14 protein-coding genes and 1 pseudogene are annotated in these 24,846 nt (G+C 45.2%); 6 read left to right on the top strand and 9 right to left on the bottom strand.

The window, feature by feature from the left end:
* Nucleotides 1-158 precede the first annotated feature (158 nt).
* Together RIG66_RS32770 and RIG66_RS32765 are read right to left on the bottom strand one after the other, a co-directional pair.
* Nucleotides 159-1,295, bottom strand: a pseudogene (locus tag RIG66_RS32770) (phosphotransferase family protein); the annotation flags it as partial.
* A 42-nt stretch (nt 1,296-1,337) separates the two neighbouring features.
* Nucleotides 1,338-1,541: a hypothetical protein gene (locus RIG66_RS32765; protein ID WP_446384127.1), complete on the bottom strand. Its 204-nt coding sequence runs from the start codon at nt 1,539-1,541 to the stop codon at nt 1,338-1,340.
* A 780-nt stretch (nt 1,542-2,321) separates the two neighbouring features.
* Here RIG66_RS32765 and RIG66_RS32760 point away from each other — a divergent pair.
* The gene (locus RIG66_RS32760; RefSeq protein ID WP_446384125.1) at nt 2,322-3,908 is read left to right on the top strand and encodes an AAA-like domain-containing protein; all 1,587 of its coding nucleotides are present in this window, start codon (nt 2,322-2,324) and stop codon (nt 3,906-3,908) included.
* A gap of 54 nt (nt 3,909-3,962) precedes the next feature.
* Here RIG66_RS32760 and RIG66_RS32755 read toward each other — a convergent pair whose 3' ends face one another.
* The 3 genes from RIG66_RS32755 to RIG66_RS32745 form a co-directional block, all read right to left on the bottom strand.
* Nucleotides 3,963-5,540, bottom strand: coding sequence for a 4Fe-4S binding protein (locus RIG66_RS32755; protein WP_446384123.1), 1,578 nt, complete (start codon nt 5,538-5,540; stop codon nt 3,963-3,965).
* 71 nt (nt 5,541-5,611) lie between these two features.
* Nucleotides 5,612-5,911 carry a Mo-dependent nitrogenase C-terminal domain-containing protein gene (locus tag RIG66_RS32750; protein ID WP_446384122.1) on the bottom strand — a complete coding sequence of 100 codons (300 nt, stop codon included), beginning with the start codon at nt 5,909-5,911 and terminating at the stop codon, nt 5,612-5,614.
* A 159-nt stretch (nt 5,912-6,070) separates the two neighbouring features.
* Entirely contained in the window at nt 6,071-8,221 is a 2,151-nt protein-coding gene (locus RIG66_RS32745; protein ID WP_446384120.1) for a DUF6851 domain-containing protein, read from the bottom strand.
* A 983-nt stretch (nt 8,222-9,204) separates the two neighbouring features.
* On the opposite strand from RIG66_RS32745, the gene RIG66_RS32740 reads away from it, so the two are divergent.
* The gene (locus RIG66_RS32740) at nt 9,205-12,582 is read left to right on the top strand and encodes a WD40 domain-containing protein (RefSeq protein WP_446384118.1); all 3,378 of its coding nucleotides are present in this window, start codon (nt 9,205-9,207) and stop codon (nt 12,580-12,582) included.
* Between the two features lie 49 nt (nt 12,583-12,631).
* Complete coding sequence (locus RIG66_RS32735; protein WP_446384116.1) at nt 12,632-16,465, top strand: AAA-like domain-containing protein; 3,834 nt, start codon at nt 12,632-12,634, stop codon at nt 16,463-16,465.
* A 91-nt stretch (nt 16,466-16,556) separates the two neighbouring features.
* Here the strand turns inward: RIG66_RS32735 and RIG66_RS32730 are convergent, their stop codons facing one another.
* On the bottom strand, nt 16,557-16,682 hold the full coding sequence (locus RIG66_RS32730) for a hypothetical protein (RefSeq protein WP_446366061.1): 126 nt from the start codon (nt 16,680-16,682) through the stop codon (nt 16,557-16,559).
* A 43-nt stretch (nt 16,683-16,725) separates the two neighbouring features.
* Between RIG66_RS32730 and RIG66_RS32725 the strand changes: the two genes are divergently transcribed.
* Both RIG66_RS32725 and RIG66_RS32720 read left to right on the top strand, forming a co-directional pair.
* Nucleotides 16,726-18,351: a WD40 domain-containing protein gene (locus RIG66_RS32725; RefSeq protein WP_446384133.1), complete on the top strand. Its 1,626-nt coding sequence runs from the start codon at nt 16,726-16,728 to the stop codon at nt 18,349-18,351.
* A 214-nt stretch (nt 18,352-18,565) separates the two neighbouring features.
* Nucleotides 18,566-22,111: a GAF domain-containing protein gene (locus RIG66_RS32720; protein ID WP_446384114.1), complete on the top strand. Its 3,546-nt coding sequence runs from the start codon at nt 18,566-18,568 to the stop codon at nt 22,109-22,111.
* Nucleotides 22,112-22,431: 320 nt separating this feature from the next.
* On the opposite strand, the gene RIG66_RS32715 is transcribed toward RIG66_RS32720, so the two are convergent.
* Both RIG66_RS32715 and RIG66_RS32710 read right to left on the bottom strand, forming a co-directional pair.
* Entirely contained in the window at nt 22,432-22,572 is a 141-nt protein-coding gene (locus tag RIG66_RS32715) for a hypothetical protein (protein ID WP_446384112.1), read from the bottom strand.
* 302 nt (nt 22,573-22,874) lie between these two features.
* On the bottom strand, nt 22,875-23,240 hold the full coding sequence (locus tag RIG66_RS32710; protein WP_446384110.1) for a phage holin family protein: 366 nt from the start codon (nt 23,238-23,240) through the stop codon (nt 22,875-22,877).
* A gap of 347 nt (nt 23,241-23,587) precedes the next feature.
* Between RIG66_RS32710 and RIG66_RS32705 the strand changes: the two genes are divergently transcribed.
* Nucleotides 23,588-23,761 (top strand): YqaE/Pmp3 family membrane protein, encoded by a 174-nt coding sequence (locus RIG66_RS32705; protein ID WP_446343136.1) that lies wholly within the window; start codon nt 23,588-23,590, stop codon nt 23,759-23,761.
* Nucleotides 23,762-23,802: 41 nt separating this feature from the next.
* Here RIG66_RS32705 and RIG66_RS32700 read toward each other — a convergent pair whose 3' ends face one another.
* On the bottom strand, nt 23,803-24,705 hold the full coding sequence (locus RIG66_RS32700; RefSeq protein WP_446384108.1) for a YegS/Rv2252/BmrU family lipid kinase: 903 nt from the start codon (nt 24,703-24,705) through the stop codon (nt 23,803-23,805).
* Between the last annotated feature and the right edge of the window lie 141 nt (nt 24,706-24,846).

Here is a 24,846-nt window from a genome sequence, read left to right as displayed (position 1 = left end):
CTATTCATCCACAACGTTTTTTCCAAACAGGAAACTTTAATACATAGTGAGCCAAAATTGCTCGCTCCCCCCACACCCCACACCCCATACCCCACACCCAGTATCCTATCGTGGGTAATGTGGCTTAAGTTGACACCAATGGGCAGTGCCGTGCCCCTACTCAATTGAACCGCCGCAGCACCAAAAATCGTCGCCATCGATTGTTCCGGACGACATAACAACGTCTTAGCAACCTGAAGCATCGCAATCCCCATATTGCCAAAAGACTTTTGATACTGAATCATCGCCTGAATCTGTTGAATCAACGCCAAACCCGCAAATTGCACCACCCGCCGTAAGAAATCAGGGCGATGGTTTAATATTTCCGGAAACCTGTCAAAATAAGCTTGAGTCAGAGCCGCAATAGAAGGCTGAAGCTGTTCCAGAGGTGTCGCCGCTAACTGCAGAGACTCTTCGATACTTAGTGAACTACTGATCACCAAGCTACCCAGCCAAATTTGCACATAGCTAGCAATCAATGTTCCCAAATCAAACGCTGGATCTCCCCACGTCGAGCGCTCCCAGTCAATGAAACGCACAATGCTATCATCGGTTTGCTCCCAATCGGTGTGCAGCAGGATATTATTCAACTTCAGGTCATTGTGCGTCAGGCAACAGGGAGAAAAAGCACTGCCCAATTCCGCGATCGCACACCCCAAACTATCATACCGCTGATAAAGAGCAAAAAACTTCAACCCATCAGCAGGCACTTGACCAAAAACTTCGGGTCCAATTCGTTCCAACCCCCGAATTAATTTAGGGACTTGCTCAGTTGTAAGAGTATCCGACTGTTGAGCAAAGAAATGCTGATAATCTTGACAGTTAAACGTATCGCGATGGAGAGTTCCCAGAAACCTACCCATTGCCACCGTAATTTCTGTAGGAAAACTATTTTCCTTCGTATAGAACTCCATTAAATCCCGGTAATCATCCAGATAACGGCAGACAAGAATGGAATGATCCCGATCAAAATGCAGCACGTCTGGCAAAAATTGGCGTAGGTGTTCAACCTCTGGAAATTGTTGTAAGAACAGTTGCATCTGCCACTCACCCCAAAACTCCCCCGCCGCTTTTCCGTCCTGATTGTGCCGTTCCTGCTTAACCAAAAGCTTATGAGTGTCAGTAAATTTTACCAATAAGTTAAAGTTTTTGGCAGCAACTGGCTCAACCTGACTGAGAGCTAGCTCTGAGGGATGGCAAAAACCATGCTCCACTAAATAATCGAAAATATTATCAGAATTCAACAGGAATGTCATAACCGATGAATCTATAAATTAAACAAGGAAACTGCCAATCCCTTACCAAAGGTAAGAAATAGACTTAGAGAAAACATCCTCGCCGCCGAGTGGAGCCGTATCAACGATGCTGACTCTAATTATAGGGAATGGGAGTCCAGCCGTAATCGACAGGTCATCTTCTATTAGATCACTCAGAAAGCTTTCAGCACCTTGAAACAACTCAGAACCCGCTAAAGGCAAATCGGAAACGGTAATCCTAGACATAGGTTGACTTCGCTTAACCCTCTGATTAATCCACCGTTACTATAGTTCACTCAAAACTTAGACTTCAAGGTTAAGCCAGAACTTGTTTAGAAAAAAATAAAGGAGTTTTATCTCATTTCCTTTAATGCCAACAGAAAACAAACTAGATTGAACTGGGTCAACCCGTCACCCCTATGGGATTGAACCCAATGTTAAAGAAAGCCGAATCCACACCGTCTAAAACTACTCAAAGCCAGAACCAGCCTATAACAGAGCCATATTAAATACCAAGACGGTTCCTTACTAATGAGGACAGTAAAAGCCGCTCAAGCTGAACTGGCTTTTTTCCAGAACCTGGATAATTATTGTGACAATTTTTTCCGAATAGCCGCTAGCAGAGGTCAGAACAACTAAACGGGAGCATATAGCAATTTCCGGTTTGATGCGATACATCGTTAAGGGCGCAAGCTTTGCGCCCCTACATTGCCCCTACATTTAGGTGTACCTCACACGCTGGGAAAGCGCTATATCACCGTTGTGGGGTTATGGGAACGTAGGCGGAGCCTTCTTTCCGAGTAACCCAACCCAATCGGGGTAACGCTTACGCTCTACCCAACCTCCCAACTATCCCTTATTGAGGTGCTTGAGGCACGAAGCGTGCCTACTACCAACGGGGGAACTACCCTCAACTTAGCTACCTGTGCTGGTAGCGAGAAGTTCCCTACAATGGGGGATAAATCGTTAGGGGATGTTACCCAACTTAGGGGAATCCCCCAACGTTTTACTGGGTGGGACTTGTCGATGGCTAGACCGAACTATGGACCTCAAGCGAAAAAACGGGCAAAGCGCCTGTTAGAAGCGTTGCTGGCTTACGCCAATGATGAGTGGGAGAATACAGAACATCTACAGATAAAGGTCAACTGGCAAAGTGAGAACCAGTTGGTTGTCAGGACAAAAGTGCGATTTCTCCAAGAATTGACATCCTTAGATCCCTATGAAGGTAAATTAAATAGCGAACAAATTAAGGAAGCACTGAGACGGCTGGCAGATTTTGTCGAGATTCTGGAAGATAATCGTCCCGGAAAGAAAGGGTTACATGATTGGCACTTTACCCTGAAACTCTGGCACAAGCGGTACGATAAAGAGGCGATTATGCAACGGTTCAATCTAGAGTGGGAACGTCGCCGCCCGGAAAAATCCAAACAAGTCGCCCCGACTGAATCACCACCGCCTTCTGTAACCACAGGCGTGCCGCAACGGGAACAGAAGCGCGGGGTTGTAGGGGCGGGTTTTACTGATAACATTCTGGAGACAACCCCCTTGTACAGACGCGCCATGGCGCGTCTCTACACTAAACCCGCCCTTCTTGGGCAACTACCGAATAGTGCAGTGGAACTCAATTCGCAATTTTATATAGAACGCCTACCTATTGAGGAGCATTGTTATCAGACAATTCGTCAACCTGGGGCGCTAATTCGGATTAAAGCACCTCGGCAAATGGGTAAAACGTCGCTGCTGGATCGAATTCTGGACTATGCAGAACACCAGGGTTATGCCACAGTGCGGTTAAATTTGCTACAAGCTGAGGCGGACGTTTTTAGCAGTCTGAATCGATTTTTGCGCTGGTTGTGTGTTTGTATCAGTTCTAAACTCAAACTGGATGCTCAACTGGATGAGTATTGGGATCAGGATCGGGGCAGTATTGTTAATTGTACAACCTACATCCAAGAACATTTATTAGAACAACTGGATTCTCCTTTAGTTTTGGCATTAGATGAAGCGGATCGAGTGTTTCAGTCCCCAGATATTGCACAAGGATTCTTTCCCATGTTACGCAGTTGGCATGAGGAAGCAAAGACGGTTGATATTTGGGAAGAATTGCGATTAATTGTGGCGCATTCGACAGAAGATTATGGACCCTTGGATATTAATCAATCCCCCTTTAATGTGGGATTACCGATAGAATTGCCAGAGTTTACCTCGCAACAAGTCGCCGATTTAGCTCAACGCTATCAACTGGATTGGGATGAGACGCAAGTTCTACAGTTAATGGCGATGGTAGGGGGACATCCCTATTTAGTGCGATTGGGACTGTATCACTTAGCCCGTCAGGATGTGATACTCAGCAAATTATTGCAAGATGCGCCAACCGAAGCGGGAATATATGAGGCACATTTGCGCCGACATTGGGGAATGTTGAAAGAAAATTCAGAATTAGCCGCCGCCTTAAAACAGGTTGTTAGTGCTACAGAACCCGTGCGAATCGAAACCATGCAGGCGTATCAATTATACAGTATGGGACTGATTCAGCGAAAGCGCGATCGCGTCATCCCTCGTTGTCAGTTATATCGGCAATATTTTCAGCGAATTATGAATTATGAATTATAGCGACCAAAATCGTAGAGACGCGCCATGGCGCGTCTCTACAAGGTTTGTAGTTGCTCAACTTTGCTGGATGGCAACCAATTCAGTTTGTTGATGGGGATATAACAGATGGGAATGCTCACCACCTAGCTCAGTCAAAACCGTATAATGATCCTCATCGCTTAATCCCAGTTGATGGCGAATAGCTTGGAGTGGCTCTAGACTTTGGGATGACTGAAAACGCCCCTCTTCTAATCCATCTTGCAAGACTCCTTTGTAAAGGGAGAAGCGGTACTGTTGGCTAAAATTCGGCAGGACTTTCGCCAGAACATAGAGTTCATCGGCTTTCAGTTGCTCCAGAGAACGCCCCTCTAAAACCTGAGAAAAATCTACCGGAATCTTTTGCAGTTGACGGCGGAAACTATGAGTCAGACTTTCCCGATTATACTGCTCGGCGCTGCGATTCCAAGTGCGGTAAAGCCAAAGACTGCTAACTACAGCAACAAACCCATTAAACATCAATTGCACAGAGAGGGGTAAGCGGAGAATCTCTGGACGCCCCCCATAGATAAAGAAAATGTTGAACGCCAAAAAGGTGCAAATCGAAAAGACGCGGTGCAGAACCTGTTCCCGGCTGATACTGGAGTTATGCCGTCTTAGAGAAGCGCGGTATGCCTTTTCTAATTTCGTACAAATCAGACAACTCATCACTACACAAATCCCTAGAGTTAACGGACAAGCCACCAGTTTAGGAATCGGAATTGGCTGATTGAATAGATAAAAACCAGGCTGCCAAAGCGTAGCTAATTGATTCGGTTCATGCGTCCAATCCCCGGAAAAGTAATACTCGAAATTCCCCGCATACAATCCGTAATAAATGAAGTAGCCAATCACTAAACCTAAATACCCGTATTGCACAAGTTTTCGTCCTGGATGGCTGAGATAGTGCCAGTAGGATTTTTCGGCATCTTTATCGATACAAGCAGACTTGCAGCCGACACAGGCACTTTTTTCTTTGCCTTTTTTCTTATCAAACGTGCGGCATTCGGATTGGGGAATGCTACGACGTTCTGCTGTATGCGCTGGTGAGCTTAATAATCCCCGTGGACCCGTGAAAACAGTTTGCACGATGCCAAAGGGACAGACATAATGACACCAACTCCGTCCTCCGTACAGGAAAACTACTGTAATTGCACAGAGAATAGTCAGGATCAGAAACAGCCCTAAAACTGTGCGGGCAGAGTTAATAAACAGAATGCGGCAGTTCAAACCAATAAACAGAAGCGCAAATTGCAGATAGAGGTGGTTTTGTGCCAGCCAGCGATTTTTGCGAATATTCAGTCGGGGATTTAAGCCCAAAGCCCGGGGAATTTGGGACAGAAAGTAGAGCGGACAAATACGCCGCCAGGTGTCATGACCGAAAACCAAGAGAATCATAATCGCACTGGGAACAATCATACCCCAGAAAATGCGGGTTCCCATGGGATAGGGTTCTGCTTCCAAGCATTTTCCTTGCACCAGTACACAGGTGTTGGGATCGCGAAAAGGACTGAGCAGGTTGTTGGGGTCAGTTAAGTGATGGGAAATGGGGTCGTAAAAGAGAGATAAAATCAAGACGAGCCAACCGATTACCAGCACTAATCTGACGGTGTGCATCTTTTTTTCGGAAACGTTATTAAGCACTTCTTTCCGACTCCTTAATTGGTATAATTAATGGGTTTAGTTCACTAAACAACCGTTTCACCAAACTCTTGAGCTAGAAAGGTCAAAGCTCGAAAGCGCAATCCCATTAGCTGTTCGTAGAGAGGATTGAGCTGGCACAAAGGAGGGATGCGCCAGAGTTGATGACCGAAGAACTGAATATCTCGTGCAAATGGACAAGAGGCAGGGATGAGTTGACACAACAGTCGCGCAATTTTTGGGTTGCGAATTTCAAGACTGTCAATCCACTGAGTTATGCGTTGTAGAGGTTTCATTTTGCCTGTCATGTTGTGGCGAGTTTCCGGAGTGCTATTGATGAGGTGCATCGCTCACTTGTATTTTTGTTTAAGGAATTGTTTGGGAAATATCCCCGAATCGGTTCTGAGCAACCCGGTTTCTGAAGAAACCGGATTTTTCAATTGTTAACACCCTGGGTTATGACAAACTGCTGAAAGCGATCGCCAAAAATCTGTCTTGAATTGGCACTAGACAATCGCGACAAAATCGGCACTGGTGAGGGGATCGGTCACACCATTAAGTACAGCTAACGTTTCTGTCTCAAAAGTAATCAGAGTGTTGTTTCCCTGTTGATTAATAGACAATTGACCGAATTCCAGACCACCCGCTAGACCAATGAAGTCCTCTCCGTTGTGGAAATCAACAATCGTATCCGTCCCTTCACCAGCAGCTAGGACAAAGGTATCGCGACCACTACCACCGGAGAAGTCATCGCCAGTTAGGGTATCATTGCCTAAACCACCACGCAGAATGTCATCCCCATCGTCACCCCAGATTTGGTCGTCGCCCTGATCACCATAGAGAACGTCATTACCGCCTTTACCACCGATGCGATCATTGCCCAAACCCCCGTGGATAATGTCATCACCTTCGACAGAACCACCAGGAGAACGACGGTTGCGATCGCCCCGCAGTACGTCATCGCCGTCACCGCCGAAGATTTGGTCATCACCTAAACCACCAGCAATGGTGTCATCGCCAGAACGACCATAAAGCTTCTCATTCGTCTCGGTACCAACCAGTTCGTCGGCATCCCTGGTGCCAAAGAGGACATCCTGGTCTACTGCGCCTTCAATATAGAACAGCGCTTGCTCAAACACCGCCGTCGCGACTTGTTCTCCTAAGGTTCGACCATTCAAATCACCCTCTTGAAAGTGAATGCCACCGTAAATGCGGGAAATACCCGCCTCATCCGCCGCCGTAGAGAATGTATCCCATGCCAGAGTGACTTCTTGTTGGGGTGTCACACTAGGTTCAAAGCGAGACTCACCCGGTTCAAAGGTAACGGAAGCGCCAAATTGATCGGAACCCGAAAACAGTTCCAGAATCGTCGCACCAGAGGCACTAAAAGCACTGTGTCCGGAGGTGTACTCGCCAAACGGCGGTGAAGGGTCACTACCAGGGGTCTGGTAAGTCAGGAAGTCTGTCGCCAAAATCGTCTGAGTTCCTTCACCTGGACCTGCCCAAGCTTCAATCGCAAAGCCGCCTAAGTCTGAGTTAAACTCCCCAATCAAGCCCAGTTCGCCGAGTTCGCGCACGGCTCGCACGGGACGGGTGTAGTCGTAAAACGTCTTCGCCTCCCAGGTGGAAATCCCGGCATCAAACACTGAATTCCCCAAGGCAAAAAACAGCTTGGCATCCTCATCCAGGGAATTATTATCCCGTGCCGAGGTGAATTGTCCAAAGGTCATCCACGTTCCTGGCGGGAAGGAGGTGCCGCCCCCATCTTCCCAAAACTCTGCCACTAGCTTTTGCTCATCAGTGAGATTAGCGCTGACTTGGACAATTTGTTCGGCTTGTTGGATAAACTCAGGATTAATAACCGTGCCAACCAACTCTGGGCTAATCTCCACCACAGAGCCATCCGCCAGGGTAATTGTGCCTGCTTCTGGGTTATCGTCGCCCTCTACTAGCAGGAACGGTTGGGGCGCTTCGGGACGGAATTGGTCGCCAGAGTCCAAACCAAAGGGAATTACTTCACCCCACTGGGGCGTGAGAAATTCTTGAATGCGTTTTTCTTCACCGGGTTGGGCGTCAATTGGCACTCGTTCGGGTGTCCAGCGTTCAATCTCAACAATCTGATCAGGACTGTTAATCGGTTCGTAACCAGTTGTATCGGCGTAGTTGTTCAACTGGTTGGAGCCGTCAGCGCGACGGAATTCCAGCAGTGCTTGGGCAGAGGCATTTCCGATACCCGCCGCCGTGGTGGTGTCTTCGGTGGTGTTGCTGGGATCGAAGCCGAGTTCACTGATCAAGTTATCGAAAATCCCCTGCTGGTTAGGAAAGAGATCGCTCAGGACATGATAAGCGGCGTAGCTCATCGCCTCGGTTTTGTTGGCATCGGTGTTTTCAGAGGTTGGGCGTTGCAGTTCATCGCCCAGTTGAGTCGCTACCGCTTTGGGATCATAAGCCGCCCAAGCATCAAACATGGCGGTATGCAAGATGCCGTAAGCCCGCGAGCCAATCGTTGGTCCGACAGCCGTGTTGATCACAGCTTGCTGAACTGCCCGATCCCACTGTACAGAAATGGTGGGGGAGGGATCATTAACTGTAACCAGTTGCGTGTCGGGATTGAGACTTAATTCAACCGAGGTGTTGGTATTGAATGTGTTTGCCATTAGGATCAGAAGTTGAAAATAAACTACGGTTGGGAGTCAAGGTCAGATTTGGCTCCCGTTTTTTGGGTTGGCTGCTAGAGCGCCGCTCTAGTGCAGCTTTATCGCTGCTTAATCAGCTATATCTCTGGAGGCTGACTACCTATGCACATTTTGAGCATCCCTGATTTTGAGATTCTATTGATCTCTCAGGATTCAGTCCTTCCTTTTATGCAGAGAGGACAGTTTTGTAACATTTCTTTACAGACTTGAACTGGGACTCTATTCATGACTCTATGAGCAGCAAACCTATACACATCAAGGTTCTGTCTAGCAAGACTCACAGCCTCACGGGTTGTACAAATCTGTGAAGCAGGTTAGATGCTTCGGTTCGGTAGAACCCGATTTTTTGTAGGATTGATGCCTGTCAATTCCTAGTATGTTTCCTCATTCGATCAAGAAGTTGAGTAAAGTTGAGGATTTCTCCAAATCAGTGCCATTGAGAAAAGTAGGGAAAATTGATGAACATTCAGGACAATGCAAAAACCGAAGATGTATTGGGCATCTCCACTGAATTCATAATAGTTGGAGGAATTGCTCTCAAGCTAGAGACTTGAGCTTGGCGCTAGAAGTTCTCTACGATAAGGGATAGACTGTTAAGGGAAGTTGCTTAAGTTAGGGGATTCCCCGAACTTTATTACAGAGTTTGACGGGTCGATGGCGAAACCGAACTGTAGATCCCAAGCCCCAAAGCGGGTCAAACGCCGCCTTGAGTCATCATGGGCTTACCTAATTAATAGAGATAAATCTTAAGAGTCAATCTTCAGATACTCCAAATATCGTTATCGGTGGGTTACGGCGGATATACCATTAAAAGGTTACTGCCGATATAAATTCCCCGCCTAACCCACCCTACAATGAGCTAAGATTTCTTCTGAGTTGTTTTTTAGTCGAAAAGTTATCAACACTTCTCAAACTAGCAAACCCCATCTAAAATTATTCTATCTATGTTAGATAGTAACTATTACAAAGTAGGAGGAAGTTTAGAGTATCAGCACCCGACTTATGTAGTGCGAAACGCTGATGCTCAATTGTATCAGGGATTAATTAATGGGGAATTCTGTTACGTTCTCAACTCCCGGCAAATGGGCAAATCCAGCTTGCGAGTGCAGATGACAAAGAAGCTGAAAGCCCAAGGCATCAAATGTGTATCAATTGATATGACTCGCATTGGCAGTCATGTGACGCCGGAAGAATGGTATGGCGGATTGATGTCTGAATTATTGCGCGGGTTTCGACTTTCCCGGAAGATTAACTTTAGCAACTGGTGGCGCGATCGCTCTATTTTATCCCCGGTACAACGGTTGAGTGAATTTATTGATGATGTCCTCCTAATTGAGTTATCCGACAAGATTGTTATTTTTATTGATGAAATCGATAGTATCCTGAAAATTAAGTTCAAAGATGACTTTTTTGCCTTTATCCGGGCTTGCTATAACCAACGGGTTGATAATCCCGACTATCAACGTCTCACCTTTTGTCTGTTGGGAGTGGCTACGCCATCGGATTTGATCGCAGACAAACAGCGCACTCCGTTTAATATTGGTCAGGCAATTGAGTTAACCGGGTTTACTTTTGCCGAAGCCAAGTCAGCGTTAATCAAAGGATTGCAGAATCACGTAGAGAATGCTGAAGCGGTTTTAACGGAGGTATTGGATTGGACAGGAGGACAACCGTTTCTGACCCAAAAATTGTGTTATTTCATTGTTCAAGAATGGGATACAATGGGTCAGGAATTCCATCCCGACAATCCATCGGCGACTAAAGAGATTGAGTCGTTAGTTCAACAGTGTATTATCGAAAACTGGGAAGTCTGGGATGAACCAGAGCATTTGAGAACAATCCGCGATCGCATCCTGGCAAATGAACAGCGTGCAGGTAGATTACTGGGACTCTATCAGCACATCTTACAGCAGGGACAAATCCCCACAGACGAGAGTCCGGAACAAGTCGAATTACGACTGACAGGCTTAGTTGTTAGACAGCAGGGAAATTTAAAAGTTTATAACCCCATTTATGCCGGGATTTTTAACCATCGTTGGGTAGAGCAAGAATTAGCCAATTTGCGACCTTACTCTCAAGCGATTAGAGCCTGGGAGGTATCCAATCGTCAAGATAAATCCCGACTGTTGCGCGGCGAGGCATTACAAGAAGCCTTGGCGTGGGCAGCGAATAAAAGTTTAGGGGTTGTTGATTATGCCTTCTTAACCGAAAGCCAACAACAGGAATTAGAGGCAGAACGGCAAGCCAAACAAATTTTAGCCTCAGCCAAACAAAAAGCAGAACAACTCTTAGCAGAAGCCAAAGAAGGGTCACAAATTGAGAGGGCAGGCGTGAAAGCGCTGCGACAGTTTGAGTCAGGTTTTGGTGAAATCGAAGCCTTACTCGCCGCCATGGAGTCAGGGGAAGCGTTGCGACAGCTAGTGCAAGATGGTCGCCCCGTACAAACCTATCCAGCAACCAGTCCGCTACTGGCATTACAGGTGATTTTGGATAATATTCGAGAATACAATCAATTCTCCTTCAATCAAGGCAAGGTTAGACATGTAGATGTAATGTTTAATCCCAATGGGAAATACTTTGCCACAGTCACAGAATATGCCTCCCCCAGACTATGGAATTTATCGGGTAAGCAGCTAGCCAAATTTAAAGGGCATCAGGGCATGGTGAAGCGTCTCACTTTTAGTCCGAATGGGCAATATCTTGCTACTGCCTCAGAGGATGGAACTGCAAAGGTATGGGATTTATCGGGTAACCTGATTGCTGATTTTATTGGACACAGCAATGAGGTCAGGTCAGTTTGTTTTAGTCCCGATAGTCAATATCTTGCCACGGCTTCTGCGGATAGTACGGCAAGGTTGTGGGACTTATCCGGAAAAAAGATTACTGAATTTATTGGACACAACGAATGGGTCAATAGCGTCGATTTTAGTCCCAATGGTCAGTATCTTGTCACGGCTTCAGGTGACAGCACAGCCAACTTGTGGGACTTATCGGGGAAACAGATTGCCGAATGTAACGGGCATCAAGGAGTCGTCACTTGTGTCAGTTTTTCTCCTCAAGGTGACTCCTTCGCCACCGCCTCTACCGACCAAACGGCACGATTATGGGATTTATCCGGTAAACAGATTGCCACGTTTAACAGACATCAAGGGGGAGTCACTTGTGTCAGGTTTTCCCCTCAAGGTGAGTTTCTCGCTACCGCCTCTGCCGACCAAACGGCACGATTATGGGATTTATCTGGTAAACAGATTGCCGCATTTAACGGACATGCCAACTGGGTTAAAAGTATCTCTTTTTCTCCCCAAGGGAATCAGTTAATTACTGCCTCAAGTGACAGAACGATTAAACTGTGGCACTTATTGCCCAACCCGCAACCGGAATTTAAGGGACATACAGACTGGGTTGAACAGGTTAGTTTTTCTCCTCAAGGTGAGTATCTGGCTACCGCGTCTGCTGACGGTACAGCGAAGTTATGGGATTTATCGGGCAAGTTAATTGCTGAATTTAACGGACACGAGAGTTGGGTGAGAACGGTATGTTTTAGTCCAAGGGGAGAACATCTTGTCACTGCCTCAGAGGATGGTACGGCAAGACTATGGAACTTAGCGGGTAAATTGATTGTGGAATTTAGGGGACATCAGGGCATCGTCACTTGTGCCAGTTTTAGCCCAGATGAGAAGACAATTGCTACAACTTCAGATGATCGCACACTGAGGTTGTGGGATTTATCGGGAAATCAATTGAGGGTACTCAAATCCCATAAGAGTCGGGTATGGCATGTCTGTTTTAGTCCAGATGGAGAACGCCTAGCCACAACGTCAGGTAACCGCAAAGCCCAGCTATGGAACGTGTCAGGAAAGCTATTGGCAGAATTTAAAGGACATCGAGGTAGAGTTGGACATATTAGTTTTAGCCCGAATGGTCAGTCTATTGCCACCGCGTCCACTGACCGCACAGCACGACTATGGAATTTATCAGGAACGCTGTTAGCCAAATTCAAGGGACATCAGGGCGGAGTATCAAGTGTGAGTTTTAGTCCGGATGGTCAGTATCTTGCCACTGGCTCAGGTGACGGCACAGCCAGATTGTGGGACTTATCGGGAAATCCAATTGCCGAATATAAAGGACATCAAGGCAGAGTGTCAAGTGTGAGTTTTAGTCCAGATGGTCAGTATCTTGCCACTAGCTCAAATGACTGTACGGCAAGACTGTGGCGGGTAGAAGGATTAAATCAACTCCTTTATCGAGGTTGTCAATGGCTGAAGGATTATCTGGCTAGTCATCCTCAAGCACGTAGGAGAGTTGGAGAGTGTAGAGAGTGACGAGGTTAAGTAGGTGGGCACAATAAAAGTTAAGTCATTCGTCAAGGGTATGCCAGATATAAACTATTACAAAGTCGGTGGAAGTCTAGAGTATCAACATCCAACCTATGTGGTGCGACAGGCGGATGCTCAATTGTATCAGGGATTAATTAACGGAGAATTTTGCTACGTTCTCAACTCCCGGCAAATGGGTAAATCCAGCTTGCGGGTGCAGATGACGAAGAAGCTAAAAGCCCAAGGTGTAAAATGTGCCGCGATTGATATGACTCGCATTGGTAGCCATGTGACGCCAGAAGAATGGTATGGCGGATTGGTGTCTGAGTTGTTGCGCGGGTTTCGTCTTTCGAGGAAGATTAACTTTAGCAACTGGTGGCGCGATCGCGAAGTTTTATCCCCAGTACAACGGTTGAGTGAATTTATCGACGATGTACTGTTAATCGAGTTATCCCAAAACATTGTCATTTTTATCGATGAAATCGATAGTATCATAAAAATCCCCTTCCGGGATGACTTTTTTGCCTTTATACGAGCTTGCTATAACCAGCGGGTGGATAACCCCGACTATCAACGCCTCACCTTTTGCCTGTTGGGAGTCGCTACTCCATCTGATTTAATCGCCGACCGAACTCTAAGTACCCCCTTTAATATTGGCACAGCTATCGAATTAACCGGGTTTCACTTGGATGAAGTTAACCCATTGGTGCAAGGATTAGAGCCAATTGTCAGCCATCCTATGCAGGTAATTGCCGAGGTACTGGAGTGGACAGGGGGTCAGCCATTTTTGACGCAAAAGCTGTGTAAATTAATTGTACAAGAGTCAGAATCTGATACTTTTAAATCCGCGAACGGGATTGAGGCGTTAGTACGGGAAAATATCATCGAAAACTGGGAAGTCGGTGATGAACCGGAGCATTTAAGAACAATCCGCGATCGCATCAAGTGGAGTCAGCGTCAGAAACCCTTACTGCTCCTCTATCAACAGATTTTACACCAAGGAGAAGTCAAAGCCAAGGACACCCCAGAACAGATGGAATTACGGCTGTCTGGGTTAGTGGTGAAACAGCAGGGTAAATTAAAGGTTGCTAACCGGATTTATCAGGCTGTTTTTAACCAAAAGTGGTTAGATGAACTCTTCGCGGAAGCGGGTATAGTACCAGAGACAACACCAGCAACAGTGCCAAAGTCTGTGGCAGAACTTGAGCAAATTGAGCAGATGGCTAAAGATGCTCTACAGCAGTTTAAATATAAACAAATTGAGGCATTAAGCTTAGCCCTTCAAGCGGGGTATACCTTAAAAGGAAAAATACCAAATTCTCGGCTATTATCTGACTTCCCCTACCTTAGTGCTGTATTTGCCTTACAAAAAATTTTACAAAATATCTACGAACGAAACCGATTTAGCACGGGTCAGGGTATGGTTCAAGATGTATGCTTTAGCCCCGATGGTGAATGCCTGGTGACGGCTGGAGGAGATGGTACCGTTAAACTCTGGAATCGATTCGGACAACGGCTAAGGGAATGGCAAGGACATCAGGGTATTATTTATGATGTTAGTTTTAGTGCCAATGGTCAGTTTATCGCTACAGCAGGGCGAGATGGTTTTGCCAAAGTTTGGCACATTTCCGGTCAACAAATTACCCAAGTTTCTGGTCATCAAGGCTCTATTTCAACAGTGCGTATCAGTCCGGATGACTCGCAAATTCTCACCGTTGGACGAGATGGTACAGCAAAATTGTGGAACTTATCTGGGGAACAACTGGCTCAATTAAAAAGTCGAGGCGGTACAATTTGGGCTGCACAGTTTAGTGCCAATGGACAGTATATTGCCACCGCTGGAACCTCAAAATGGGATGGGTTGGTCATATTCTGGAATCGGTCAGGAGAGTCAATTAATTATGTTAAGAGTCCGAGTCGTCCAATTTTAAGTCTACAGTTTAGTCCCGATGGCAAGTTTATGGCTACGGCGCATCATGATGGCACGGTACAACTCTGGAATTTGTCGAAACAACAGATAACTATTCTCACTCGTAATCAAAATGATGGGCAACAGATAACTCTCCTCAATCGCCATCAAAAATCAGTCAGAAGTATTTGTTTTAGCCCGGATGGTCAACGTTTGGCTACGGTGTCCGGTGGAATCGCTAGAGTGTGGAATTTATCCGGAAAATTACTGGCTCAATTAAATGAGAATGTGGGTGCAGTCTTAGGTTTAAGTTTTAGTCCAGATAGTCAGCGTTTAGCGACGGCTGGTGTAGATGGTAATCTGCGATTCTGGGATTTATCTGCAAAGCATCTAACTGGATGGAATACCGGACACGGGACAGTCTATCTTGTCCGTTTTACCCCTAGCCAAAAGCATATTTTTACGGTGGCATCTAACTGTAAAATTGGTCTTTGGAACCTTAAAGGGAAGCAGTTGGCTCAATTAGATGATCCTCAAGCTTGGATAAGAAATGCCAGTTTTAGCCCAGGAATGCATTATATTGTCACAGCAGGAGCGGATGGTAAGGTACGATTGTGGCGAGTTACATGGCAGCTATCAAACTCTGACCAGAAATCTATTCTCTCTTTATCCGATGGCAATGCCCTGCGGTGGCAAATTAAAAATCTAGCTGATGAAGAACTTGGTCACTGTGACTATCAAACTACCTTCTGGTACGAGTTTCAGTATTCAAATTGGGTTAATGGTGTAAGTTGCAGTCCTGATTGGCAAAGCGCTAAGACAGAACGCATTGCTACCGCCGCGGCAGACGGTATGGTGTGTATTTGGGGTTTGAGCGGAAATGTGCTAACTCAATGGAATACGAATCACGGTGAACTTAAGAGTATAAGCTTTCACCCTGATGGTCAACGAATTGTCACAGCCGGAGTCGATGGTACTGTGTGTTTTTGGGATTTATCGGGACGTCAGTTAGGAGAATGGAAGGCGCATCAGGGAGAAGTTACCAGTATCAGTTGTAGTCCTGACGGACAAATTATTGCCACAGCCGGAAGAGAGGGTATTGCTAAACTGTGGACAATTTACGGACAACGTTTAGCCGAATTTAAGGGTCATCAAGGCGCAATCAGAACGGTAAGTTTTTGCGGAAGTGGAAAAGGTATTGCTACGGCTGGCGATGATGGTACAGTTCAGTTATGGCGGGTGGAAGGATTAGAGGAATTGTTAGCCAGAGGGTGTGATTGGCTTGAGGATTACTGGGTTACTTATCCTGAAGCCCTTAGACAGCTAGAAGCCTGGCAAAACCGAGTTGATTCAAGTGCAGTCGAATTGAATCAAACTGAAAAAACGCCACAACGGTTAGTTACTCAAATTTCTGATAGTCCACAAGCCAAATTTTTGGGTGAGTTTACTGTTAATCATACATTCGTGCGAGTCTATCACGGAGATATGACGAATCTTGTCACTGATGTTATGGTTAGTTCTGATGATACTAACTTGAAAATGAACGGAGCTTTATCTTGGCGCATTAGTCAGGTAGGTGGCAATGAAATTTACCATGAAGCCCAAAAATTAAGTCCTTGTCCGTTGGGAACTATTGCGATCACGACAGCCGGGAAGCTTCAGGCAAAGAAAATATTTCATGCTGCTGTTATCGATTGGCACAATGAGATATTGCCCTCTAGCACTATCCTGCGGCAAGTGGTGCATACTTGTCTGAATCAAGCGAATCAGTATGGATTTAAAAGTATTGCCTTCCCTTTACTGGGTACGGGCACGGGTGGGTGTTCCAAACAAGTTGCTTGGGAGGTTATTTTACTACAAACAATTCAGGATTTATCGACAAAGAATCAGAGTATCAGTGAAGTTGTCGTGGCTGTTTATGAGCTAGAAGAGGCGGACATGTTGAATATTAAGCAGTTCTTGAAAAAATGCTCGAAATAATTATACCTTGTAGAATGTAGAATGTGGGGTGTAGGGGCGAGTCGCTGGATTAGCTTAAATGAGGAAGCCGATTAATTTTATCGACTCGCCCTCATCTGTCATATAAAGTCCGGTTAATTAACCATAATAACGATGCTGTTACAGCATCAAAGGTAATCACACGGCGATCGCGCAGAACCCTTAAATCATAATGGCTGCCAATCGATTTTGCAAGCATTTACTCCATCCTTGAACTAGCCGCAAACCCAAGCCCTGTATGAATTTGCGCCCCATTCCCCAGCCTTCCCAACCTTAACCAATCTCTTACCGTTAACTGGGCGGTTGAAACCACAGCTATAAAGTCGCAACTCATCACCGTCGGACGAGATGGCACAGCAAAGCTGTGGAATTTATCCGGAGAACAACTGGATCAATTTAAAAATCATGACGGCACAATTTGGGCAGCACGTTTTAGCCCCAACGGACAGCATATTGCCACAGTTGGAACCTGCAAATGGGGTGGCTGTGTAATCCTTTTGAAGTTATCAGGAGAGCAAATTTATCACTTTAAAAGTCCTCGAAGTCCGATTTTAAGTATAAGCTTTAATCCTGATGGAAAATTTATGGCTACGGCACATCAGGATGGCACAGTACAAATCTGGAATTTGTCGAAACTGCAGGTGACTCTCCTCAAGAATAATCAAAATTATGAGCAGCATATAGTTTTCCTAAATCGCCATCAAAACTCAGTGAAAAGTATCTGTTTTAGTCCAGATGGTCAACATTTGGCTACGGTGTCAGGTGGTATGGGTAGAGTGTGGAATTTATCTGGACAATTATTTGCTCAATTAAATGAGAATGTGGGTACAGTTGTCGGTCTATGTTTTAGTCCAGATAGTCAACGTTTAGCCACCACAAGTGTACATGGTGAAGTTCAACTCTGGGATATTTCCGCCAAATTTTTGGCGCGATGGAATACGCATCAAAGTAAAATCTATGTTGTTACTTTTGCACCCAGCCAAGCCCATCTTTTAACAGCCGGAGAAAACGGCAACATCAGCCTCTGGAATTTAGCCGGACAACAATTGGCTCAACTTGATAACCCTCGAGGTTGGATTAGACATGCCAGTTTTAGCCCAGGAATGCACTATCTTGTCGCCGCCGGAGCCGATGGGAAGGTGCGACTGTGGCGAGTTATATCGCAGCCAATTAATACCCAGTTGTTCAATTCTATTTTATCTTCAAATCCTGATAATGCACAGTGGCAGATCAAAAACCTAGAGGGTGTTGATTATAACGTCATTTTCTGTTATGAGTTTCAAGATTCTGCTAGAATCAACAGTGTTACTTGTAGCCCGGGTTGGCAAAGCTTACCCACAAAATGCATTGCTACAATCGGAACCGATGGTATTATCAGTCTCTGGGATGTGAGTGGAAATGTGCTAACTCAATGGAACACGAATCGCGGTGAACTCAAGAGTATAAGTTTTCACCCAGATGGTCAACGCATCGCTACCGCAGGAATAGATGGTACTGTTTGTTGGTGGGATTTATCCGGAGATAATTTAGGGGAATGGAAGGCACATCAGGGAGAAGCTACCAGTATCAGTTGTAGTCCTGACGGGCAGATTATTGCCACAGCAGGTGCAGACGGCAAAGCAAAACTTTGGACAATTTCCGGACAATTACTAGCCGAATTTCAGGATCATCAAGGAGCAATCAGAACTGTGAGTTTTTGTGAAAGTGGAAAACGTATTGCTACGGCTGGATATGATGGCATCGTTCGCCTGTGGCGGGTTGAAGGATTAGAGGAATTGTTAGCCAGAGGTTATGACTGGCTCAAGGATTATTTAGTGACTCATCCTGAAGCCCTCAAAACTATTAACAGCCAATCACTAGGGATATAAAACGATTGTACTGTCTTTATTGGGTACAGGAGCAGGATGCCGAGACAAACAAATCACTTGGAAAACCATGCTTCAACAAAGTTATTATGGATTTATCGAGGATTTACCAAAGAATACTCGCAGTTTGCTTCCCCTGCTTCCAGACGTAGCAGGCTACGTCTGGAACATGCTTCCCCTGCATCCTACCCCCACAACAAGACTTATTCAGTAGACCATGTACGAATATAAAGTCGGTGGGAGTCTCCCAGCTGATGCTCCCACCTATGTTTGGCGAAAAGCCGATCGCGCTCTCTATACAGCCTTAAAAGCGGGACTCTTTTGTTATGTCCTGAATTCCCGACAGATGGGCAAATCAAGCTTGCGCGTGCAAACCATGACGCGACTCCAGTCGGAAGGAATTGCTTGTGCGGCAATTGATTTAACTGAAATTATTAGTCCCGATATTACGCCGAGTGAATTTTACGGCAGTATTACCTATACCCTAGCTGATAGTTTTCATCTCCTGGAGAAAATTGGCGATTTTGATAGCTGGTGGTGCAAATATGAAACCCTGTCCAGTACCCAGGGATTAGTGCGATTTATTAAAGAGGTTCTTCTCAAACATGAATCGCTTTTGGCAAAAAAATTAATTATCTTTGTTGATGAAGTCGATAGTGTTCTGCGCTTGCCTTTTTCCGTGAATGACTTTTTTGGTTTAATTCGCGCTTGTCATAATAATCGCGCCGATCAACCAGAATATAACCGCCTCACATTTGCGATTTTAGGCGTGGCGTCGCCAACGGATTTAATTCGTTCCCAAGCCTATAGCCTTCCGTTCAACTGTGGAGAAGCAATTGAATTGACGGGTTTCCGTTTAAACGAAGCGGAACCGATTACTAAAGGGTTAACCGTCAAATCCGCCAATTCCCAGGAACTGATGAAAGCGGTACTCAGTTGGACACAGGGACAGCCATTCCTCACCCAGAAACTCTGCAAGCTAATCGTCGAAGCCGAGGATGCACCGCCCTTGGGACAAGAATCTCACTGGGTTGAGCAACTGGTGCGATCGCGCATTTTGGAAAACTGGGAAAGCCACGATGAACCCGAACATTTACGCACCATTCGCGATCGCTTACTCCGAAATGAACAACGCAGTCGTTCCCTGTTAAAACTTTACCAAAAAATCCTATCTTCGTCTCATTCCTATGCCATTAATGGGATATCAGACTTTGGCACTTCCCCGAATCAATACGGAGAAATTATTGATGATGATAGTCCCGAACAAATGGAACTGCGATTGTCGGGATTAGTGGTCAAACAAGGGAGTATTTTAAAGGTTCACAATCGCATTTATCGGTCAGTTTTTAACGCCAGTTGGGTCAAAAAACATCTAGCAGCATTAGAACCTGAACCTCAGCATTCACAATTTCAGAAAACCCTCGCTGAACTGGAGCGAAAACTGTTAGTCTCTCAACTAGCTTGTGTTGCTGATGGTAGAGATTCGGCGCAGGCGCTGTATGAGGTGTTGCGAGACGTAACCTTACGCATTGGTGATTTACTCAGCGCCGATCGCGCGACTATCTTTTTACTCAATGAAGACAAAACTGAACTTTGGTCAGTCGTGGCTGAAAATGAAGGGAGTGAATTTCTGGATATTCAGGTACGATTAGGGGAAGGAATTGCGGGTCAAGTGGCAAAAACTCGAAAACCCATTAATATTCGCTCGAATGTTTACCAAGATGCGCGGTCTGAATTGGTTCAAGAATATGACGAAAAATACAATTACTATACCTATAATGTCTTGGCTTTACCAATTAGCCATGAAAATCAGCAAGTTATTGCTGTCATTCAATTACTCAACAAATTAAAGCGACCCAAAAACTCCGATAATCAAGGACATTGGTTAATCAATCGCCACGGCTTTAGTCAACGGGATCAAAAGCAACTAGCCGAATTTGTTCCGGCAATTCGCCGAATTCTGGAAAGCTGCCAATCCTGTTATCGTGCCACAAAGAAACTGCGAGCAACCGCTGCTTTAGCCGAAGCCACTCGTTCTCTAGATAAAAGTAGTTTAGACATTCAAGAAATCCTGCCACGAGTCATGGATGCGGCGAAGAAACTGATGAATGCTGACCGCAGTACCTTATGGCTTTTGGATCGCGAGCGCCATGATTTGTGGACGAAAATTCTCCAAGCTGATGGTTCCTTAACCCAAATGCGAGTCCCTGTCGGTGTGGGATTTGTGGGTAAGGTGGCTAAAACAGCTCAACCCCTGAATATTCCCTTTGACCTCTACGATCATCCTGATGCAACCAATTCTCGAAAATTTGACCACACCACAGGTTATCGCACCTGTAGTTTGCTCTGTATGCCTGTCTTTAACGCCGATGGTGAATTAATTGGCGTGACGCAATTGGTTAATAAACGTAAACCCGGAAATTTCCCGTCCTATAAACCTGAACATTGGCCCCAACCGCCTGAACAATTTCAAGCCAGTTTTGATGAGCATGACTGTCAGTCCATGCAAGTGTTTAATGAGCGAGTGGGTGTGATTTTGCAATATGCAAAGACTCATGAAACCTTAAAGCAGTTTACCCAAATTCAACCCAAAGAAGGGGTTCACAATACCCTGGTGATGCTTAATCAAGCCGTGGGCAACCATAGCGATGAGGTGATGCATAACATGCTAAGTTTTATTGCCAAATCAGTGACCAAGACACTGGATACTGAACAGACGACGATTTTTGTCTTGAATAGCGAAAACCAAGCGTTTTGGTCATTAATTCTTGACAATGAAACGGGGAAATTAAGAGAAGTTCAGCTTGCTGCTGATGGAAGCGAGTTAGCCTCTATCTCTAAACCAATGCGACATCGAATTAGTCAGACGCATCCTAGCCTCTCGACGTTAATTCAAACCGCTACCCCTCAGTTTAAGGATTATCTGATTCACAGTCATTTAGTCTATCCTATCGTCAATTCGCAGCAGACTGTGGTAGCACTGATTGAATTAATTAACAAACTCAAACCTACTAGCGATCGCGGCGCACCATTATCTGAACGCATTGACCCTCAAGGGTTTAGGAAAGACGATGAAAAGCAACTGGCTCAATCTGTCCCTTCAATTCTGCCGATTCTTGAAGGTGTACAATCCTTTTATCGAGAAATGCGGATTATTCAGGGGCGACAAGCGATCGATGCGTTATGGTTAGCGATTAGTTCGATTAGTCAAGGGAATTGGACATCTCAGGAAATTCTGCAAAAAGTCATGGATGCGGCGCAAACGTTGACCAATGCTGATCGCAGTATCCTGTGGCTAGTTGATCGCCAACGGGGTGATTTATGGACTGAACTTCCTGGTGTTGGCGAAATTCGCTGTGAAATTGGTATGGGGTTTGCGGGTCAAGTGGCAGCATCTAGTAAGCTAATGATGATTCCCTATGACTTGTATGACCATGATGGCGCATTACACGCCAAACAAATGGATCTAGCAACCGGATATCGTACCTATAGTTTACTCTGTATGCCTGTTTTAAGTCGCGATGGGGAGTTATTGGGGGTGACGCAGTTACTCAACAAGCGCAAACCGGGAACTGTTTCGGAGGATAATCCTGCTGATTCTCTTGATGTTCCTGATTATTTCAAGACAAGTTTTAATGAACGCGATCGCCGATATATGGAGATATTCAATAATCAAGTCGCTGTGATTGTTCAAAGCAATCAACAGCAGGATGTATTAAAAAGTGAAATTTTGGGTAGGCTGTCTAGAGCGTCAGTTCAGTAACTAAAGTTAGGGTAAATCCATTGTCTGGTTTCCCTTTAGACACGATAGGGGCTAGGTTTGACACAATTGTAGGGGCAGGTTTAGGGACTAAATTCAGATATTCACCGATAAAGGAACAACAAAACCCGCCCTCCTCACCGATAAAGGAACAACAAAACCCGTCCTCCCCACCACTAACGGAACAACAAAACCCGCCCTAGCTCACCGATAACCGAATGAGGACAAGATCCCCGACTTCTTGAAGAAGTCGGGGATCTGAGCAAGGGATCTGAGCATCTAGCATTTCCCAACTTAAATAGGATGGCTAAATCACACCTAATTTATTGCCGTTCCTTGGGGCGATCGCCCTCAAAGGGTTGAACACCTGTCTCTGGATATTCATCATCATTAGCGCCGAAAATTCGCTTGACGCCTCCCCACAGATAGTCAAACATCTCCTGTACTCGTTCTACGACTGTCATAGCTTTCCTCCACAGGTTATCGTCAAAACCGATTTAAAATACATTATTGATAAATAAGGGTGAACACCCATCCCCAATTTAGGATAAAAGAAGACGTTGTGTCTAGTTCGCTTAACCGAATCCTAGTTTTCACGCTTGTAGACGTGAGTCAATCTCTGTGTATTTATACTCACAGCTTGAGATCAAGTGGGAATGAGTTATTCTATCACAACCGTATTGCCCTTAAATATAGCGCTAACCTATCATCCTCTCAAAGAGGTACTCTGACAATCCTAGCGATTTCCAGCAATACAGCGCTGTCCTTATTCCATCTCAAGTTCAGGTTCTCGTTGAGCAAAGTAGTTACTCAAGAAGGTATTAACCAGAGATAGGACAATCGGACCTAAAATAAAGGCGGGTAAGCCCTGAACGGCAAATCCAGGTACAGCTACAGCAGCTAACCAAAAACACAATCCATTGACCACCAAAGAAAATAATCCGAGTGTCACGATATTCAATGGGAGAGATAGCACAGACAGAATTGGCTTAATAAATGAGTTCACCACGCCAATGGATGCAGCCCCTAATAAAGCCGCTATAAACGTGGCTAGGTCAACACCTGGAACAATTAGATCAACAACCAATAAACTCAAGGCTGTAGCTAACAAGGTCAAAAAGAATGCCTTCATAAATTTTTCCTCACTTGTAATGTTCAAATATCTGAAAAAACGATATTACTCTTACTATCCATCTCTATGGGTCTGATTGTCATCTCTACAGAGATAGATTTTGCCATCTGTTAGATTAGCTGGATCAATTGAGGTAGGTTGGGTCGAGGGACGGACTCCACACAAGCTAGCTTTAGTCATGTTGGGTTTCATGTCGTTCAACCCAACCTACCCAAGTGATACAAAGGAGTTGATTCACCTTGCCCACGCCACAATTACGACAACATCATTCTCCAGATGGAGGTTAACAACCGAGTTTAGCCGTTAATCTTTATAGAGTAACCGACAAACTGAATTTATTAATCCTTATGAAATTACTCCGAATAGTTTTGGGAATCCTGCTCCCACCTGTGGGCGTTTTTCTGACCACAGGAATTAGTTCAGCCTTTTTAATTAACATTTTGTTAACTTTACTGGGTTTGCTTCCGGGTTCCATTCACGCGGTTTGGGTTATTGTCAAACATGAAGAAAAATACGCTTAATACCGCCCCTTTGTAGAGACGTGCCGTGGCACGTCTCTTTTTTAGTATTGCTGCATCGGCACGAAGACGGTTAAGCCTCCAGGAATACATTCCACATGAATTGGAGTTTCGCCAATAATTTCTCCATCCAAGACAATTTTTTGGGCAGGTTTTGTGGTCACTTTAACGTAGCGAGTTCGGATATACTTAACATCCTCATGGTCTGCACTTTCCCCAAAAATCGCCGATTGTAAAAGTTCATAAGAGGCGACAATTGCATTAGTTTGATCTTTGGGAGTGACGACGGTTAAATCCAGAAGTCCATCATCATAAACAATACCAGCCGGTCCTTGAGCCAAAATTGATGTCGGCGGTGCGGCATTAGCTACCGTTACTGCCGTTGCGCTAATGGTAACAGTATTCTCGTCGGTCTCAATCTTTGCCTCAAAGGGTTCCAATTCACCGAGCTTTTGTAGTCCTGATACGACATAAGCCAGCATACCAAAATTATTTTTTAGCTCTCGATCTGCCTCTTCAACGGTTTTAGCTTCAAAGCCAATTCCGGCTAGCAGTACCATCGGCTTGCCATTACATCGACCCACATCAATTTTCTTAGTTTTTCCGTCTAAAATCGTTTGACACGCTGCTTTAATCGTGTCATGAATTCCCAAAGCGGAGGCAATAGCGTTAGCCGTTCCCCGGGGAATAATACCCAAAGGAATACCTGTTTTCACCAGTGCGCCAGCCGCCGCCGACAGCGTCCCATCTCCTCCAGACGCAATGATAGTCTGAATACCTCGCTCAACGGCAGTTTTCGTCAGTTGAGCCGCATCCTTTTCTGGCGTGGTGCATTGAACATCGAGTTCAATTTCTGGCTCCAAAATATTAACGATTTTATTTAAATCTTTGTCGGGGTCACTTTGACCCGCAACAGGATTAAAAATCAGGCACGCTGAACGAGTCATGACTATTAATTACTGTCTTAAGAGTTTTGATTAGGCTAGGGCAATGTAAAAAAATAATGCCGCTGTTTAGGGTTAAGCTGGTGGTTTATTTTATTATAATAGCTAGCCTAAACTATCGCTATCTATAATAATGCCTATTTC

It is taken from the genome of Coleofasciculus sp. E2-BRE-01, assembly GCF_040221695.1.
Lineage (GTDB): Bacteria > Cyanobacteriota > Cyanobacteriia > Cyanobacteriales > Coleofasciculaceae > Coleofasciculus.
This window is presented reverse-complemented; position numbering and strand designations above follow the sequence as displayed.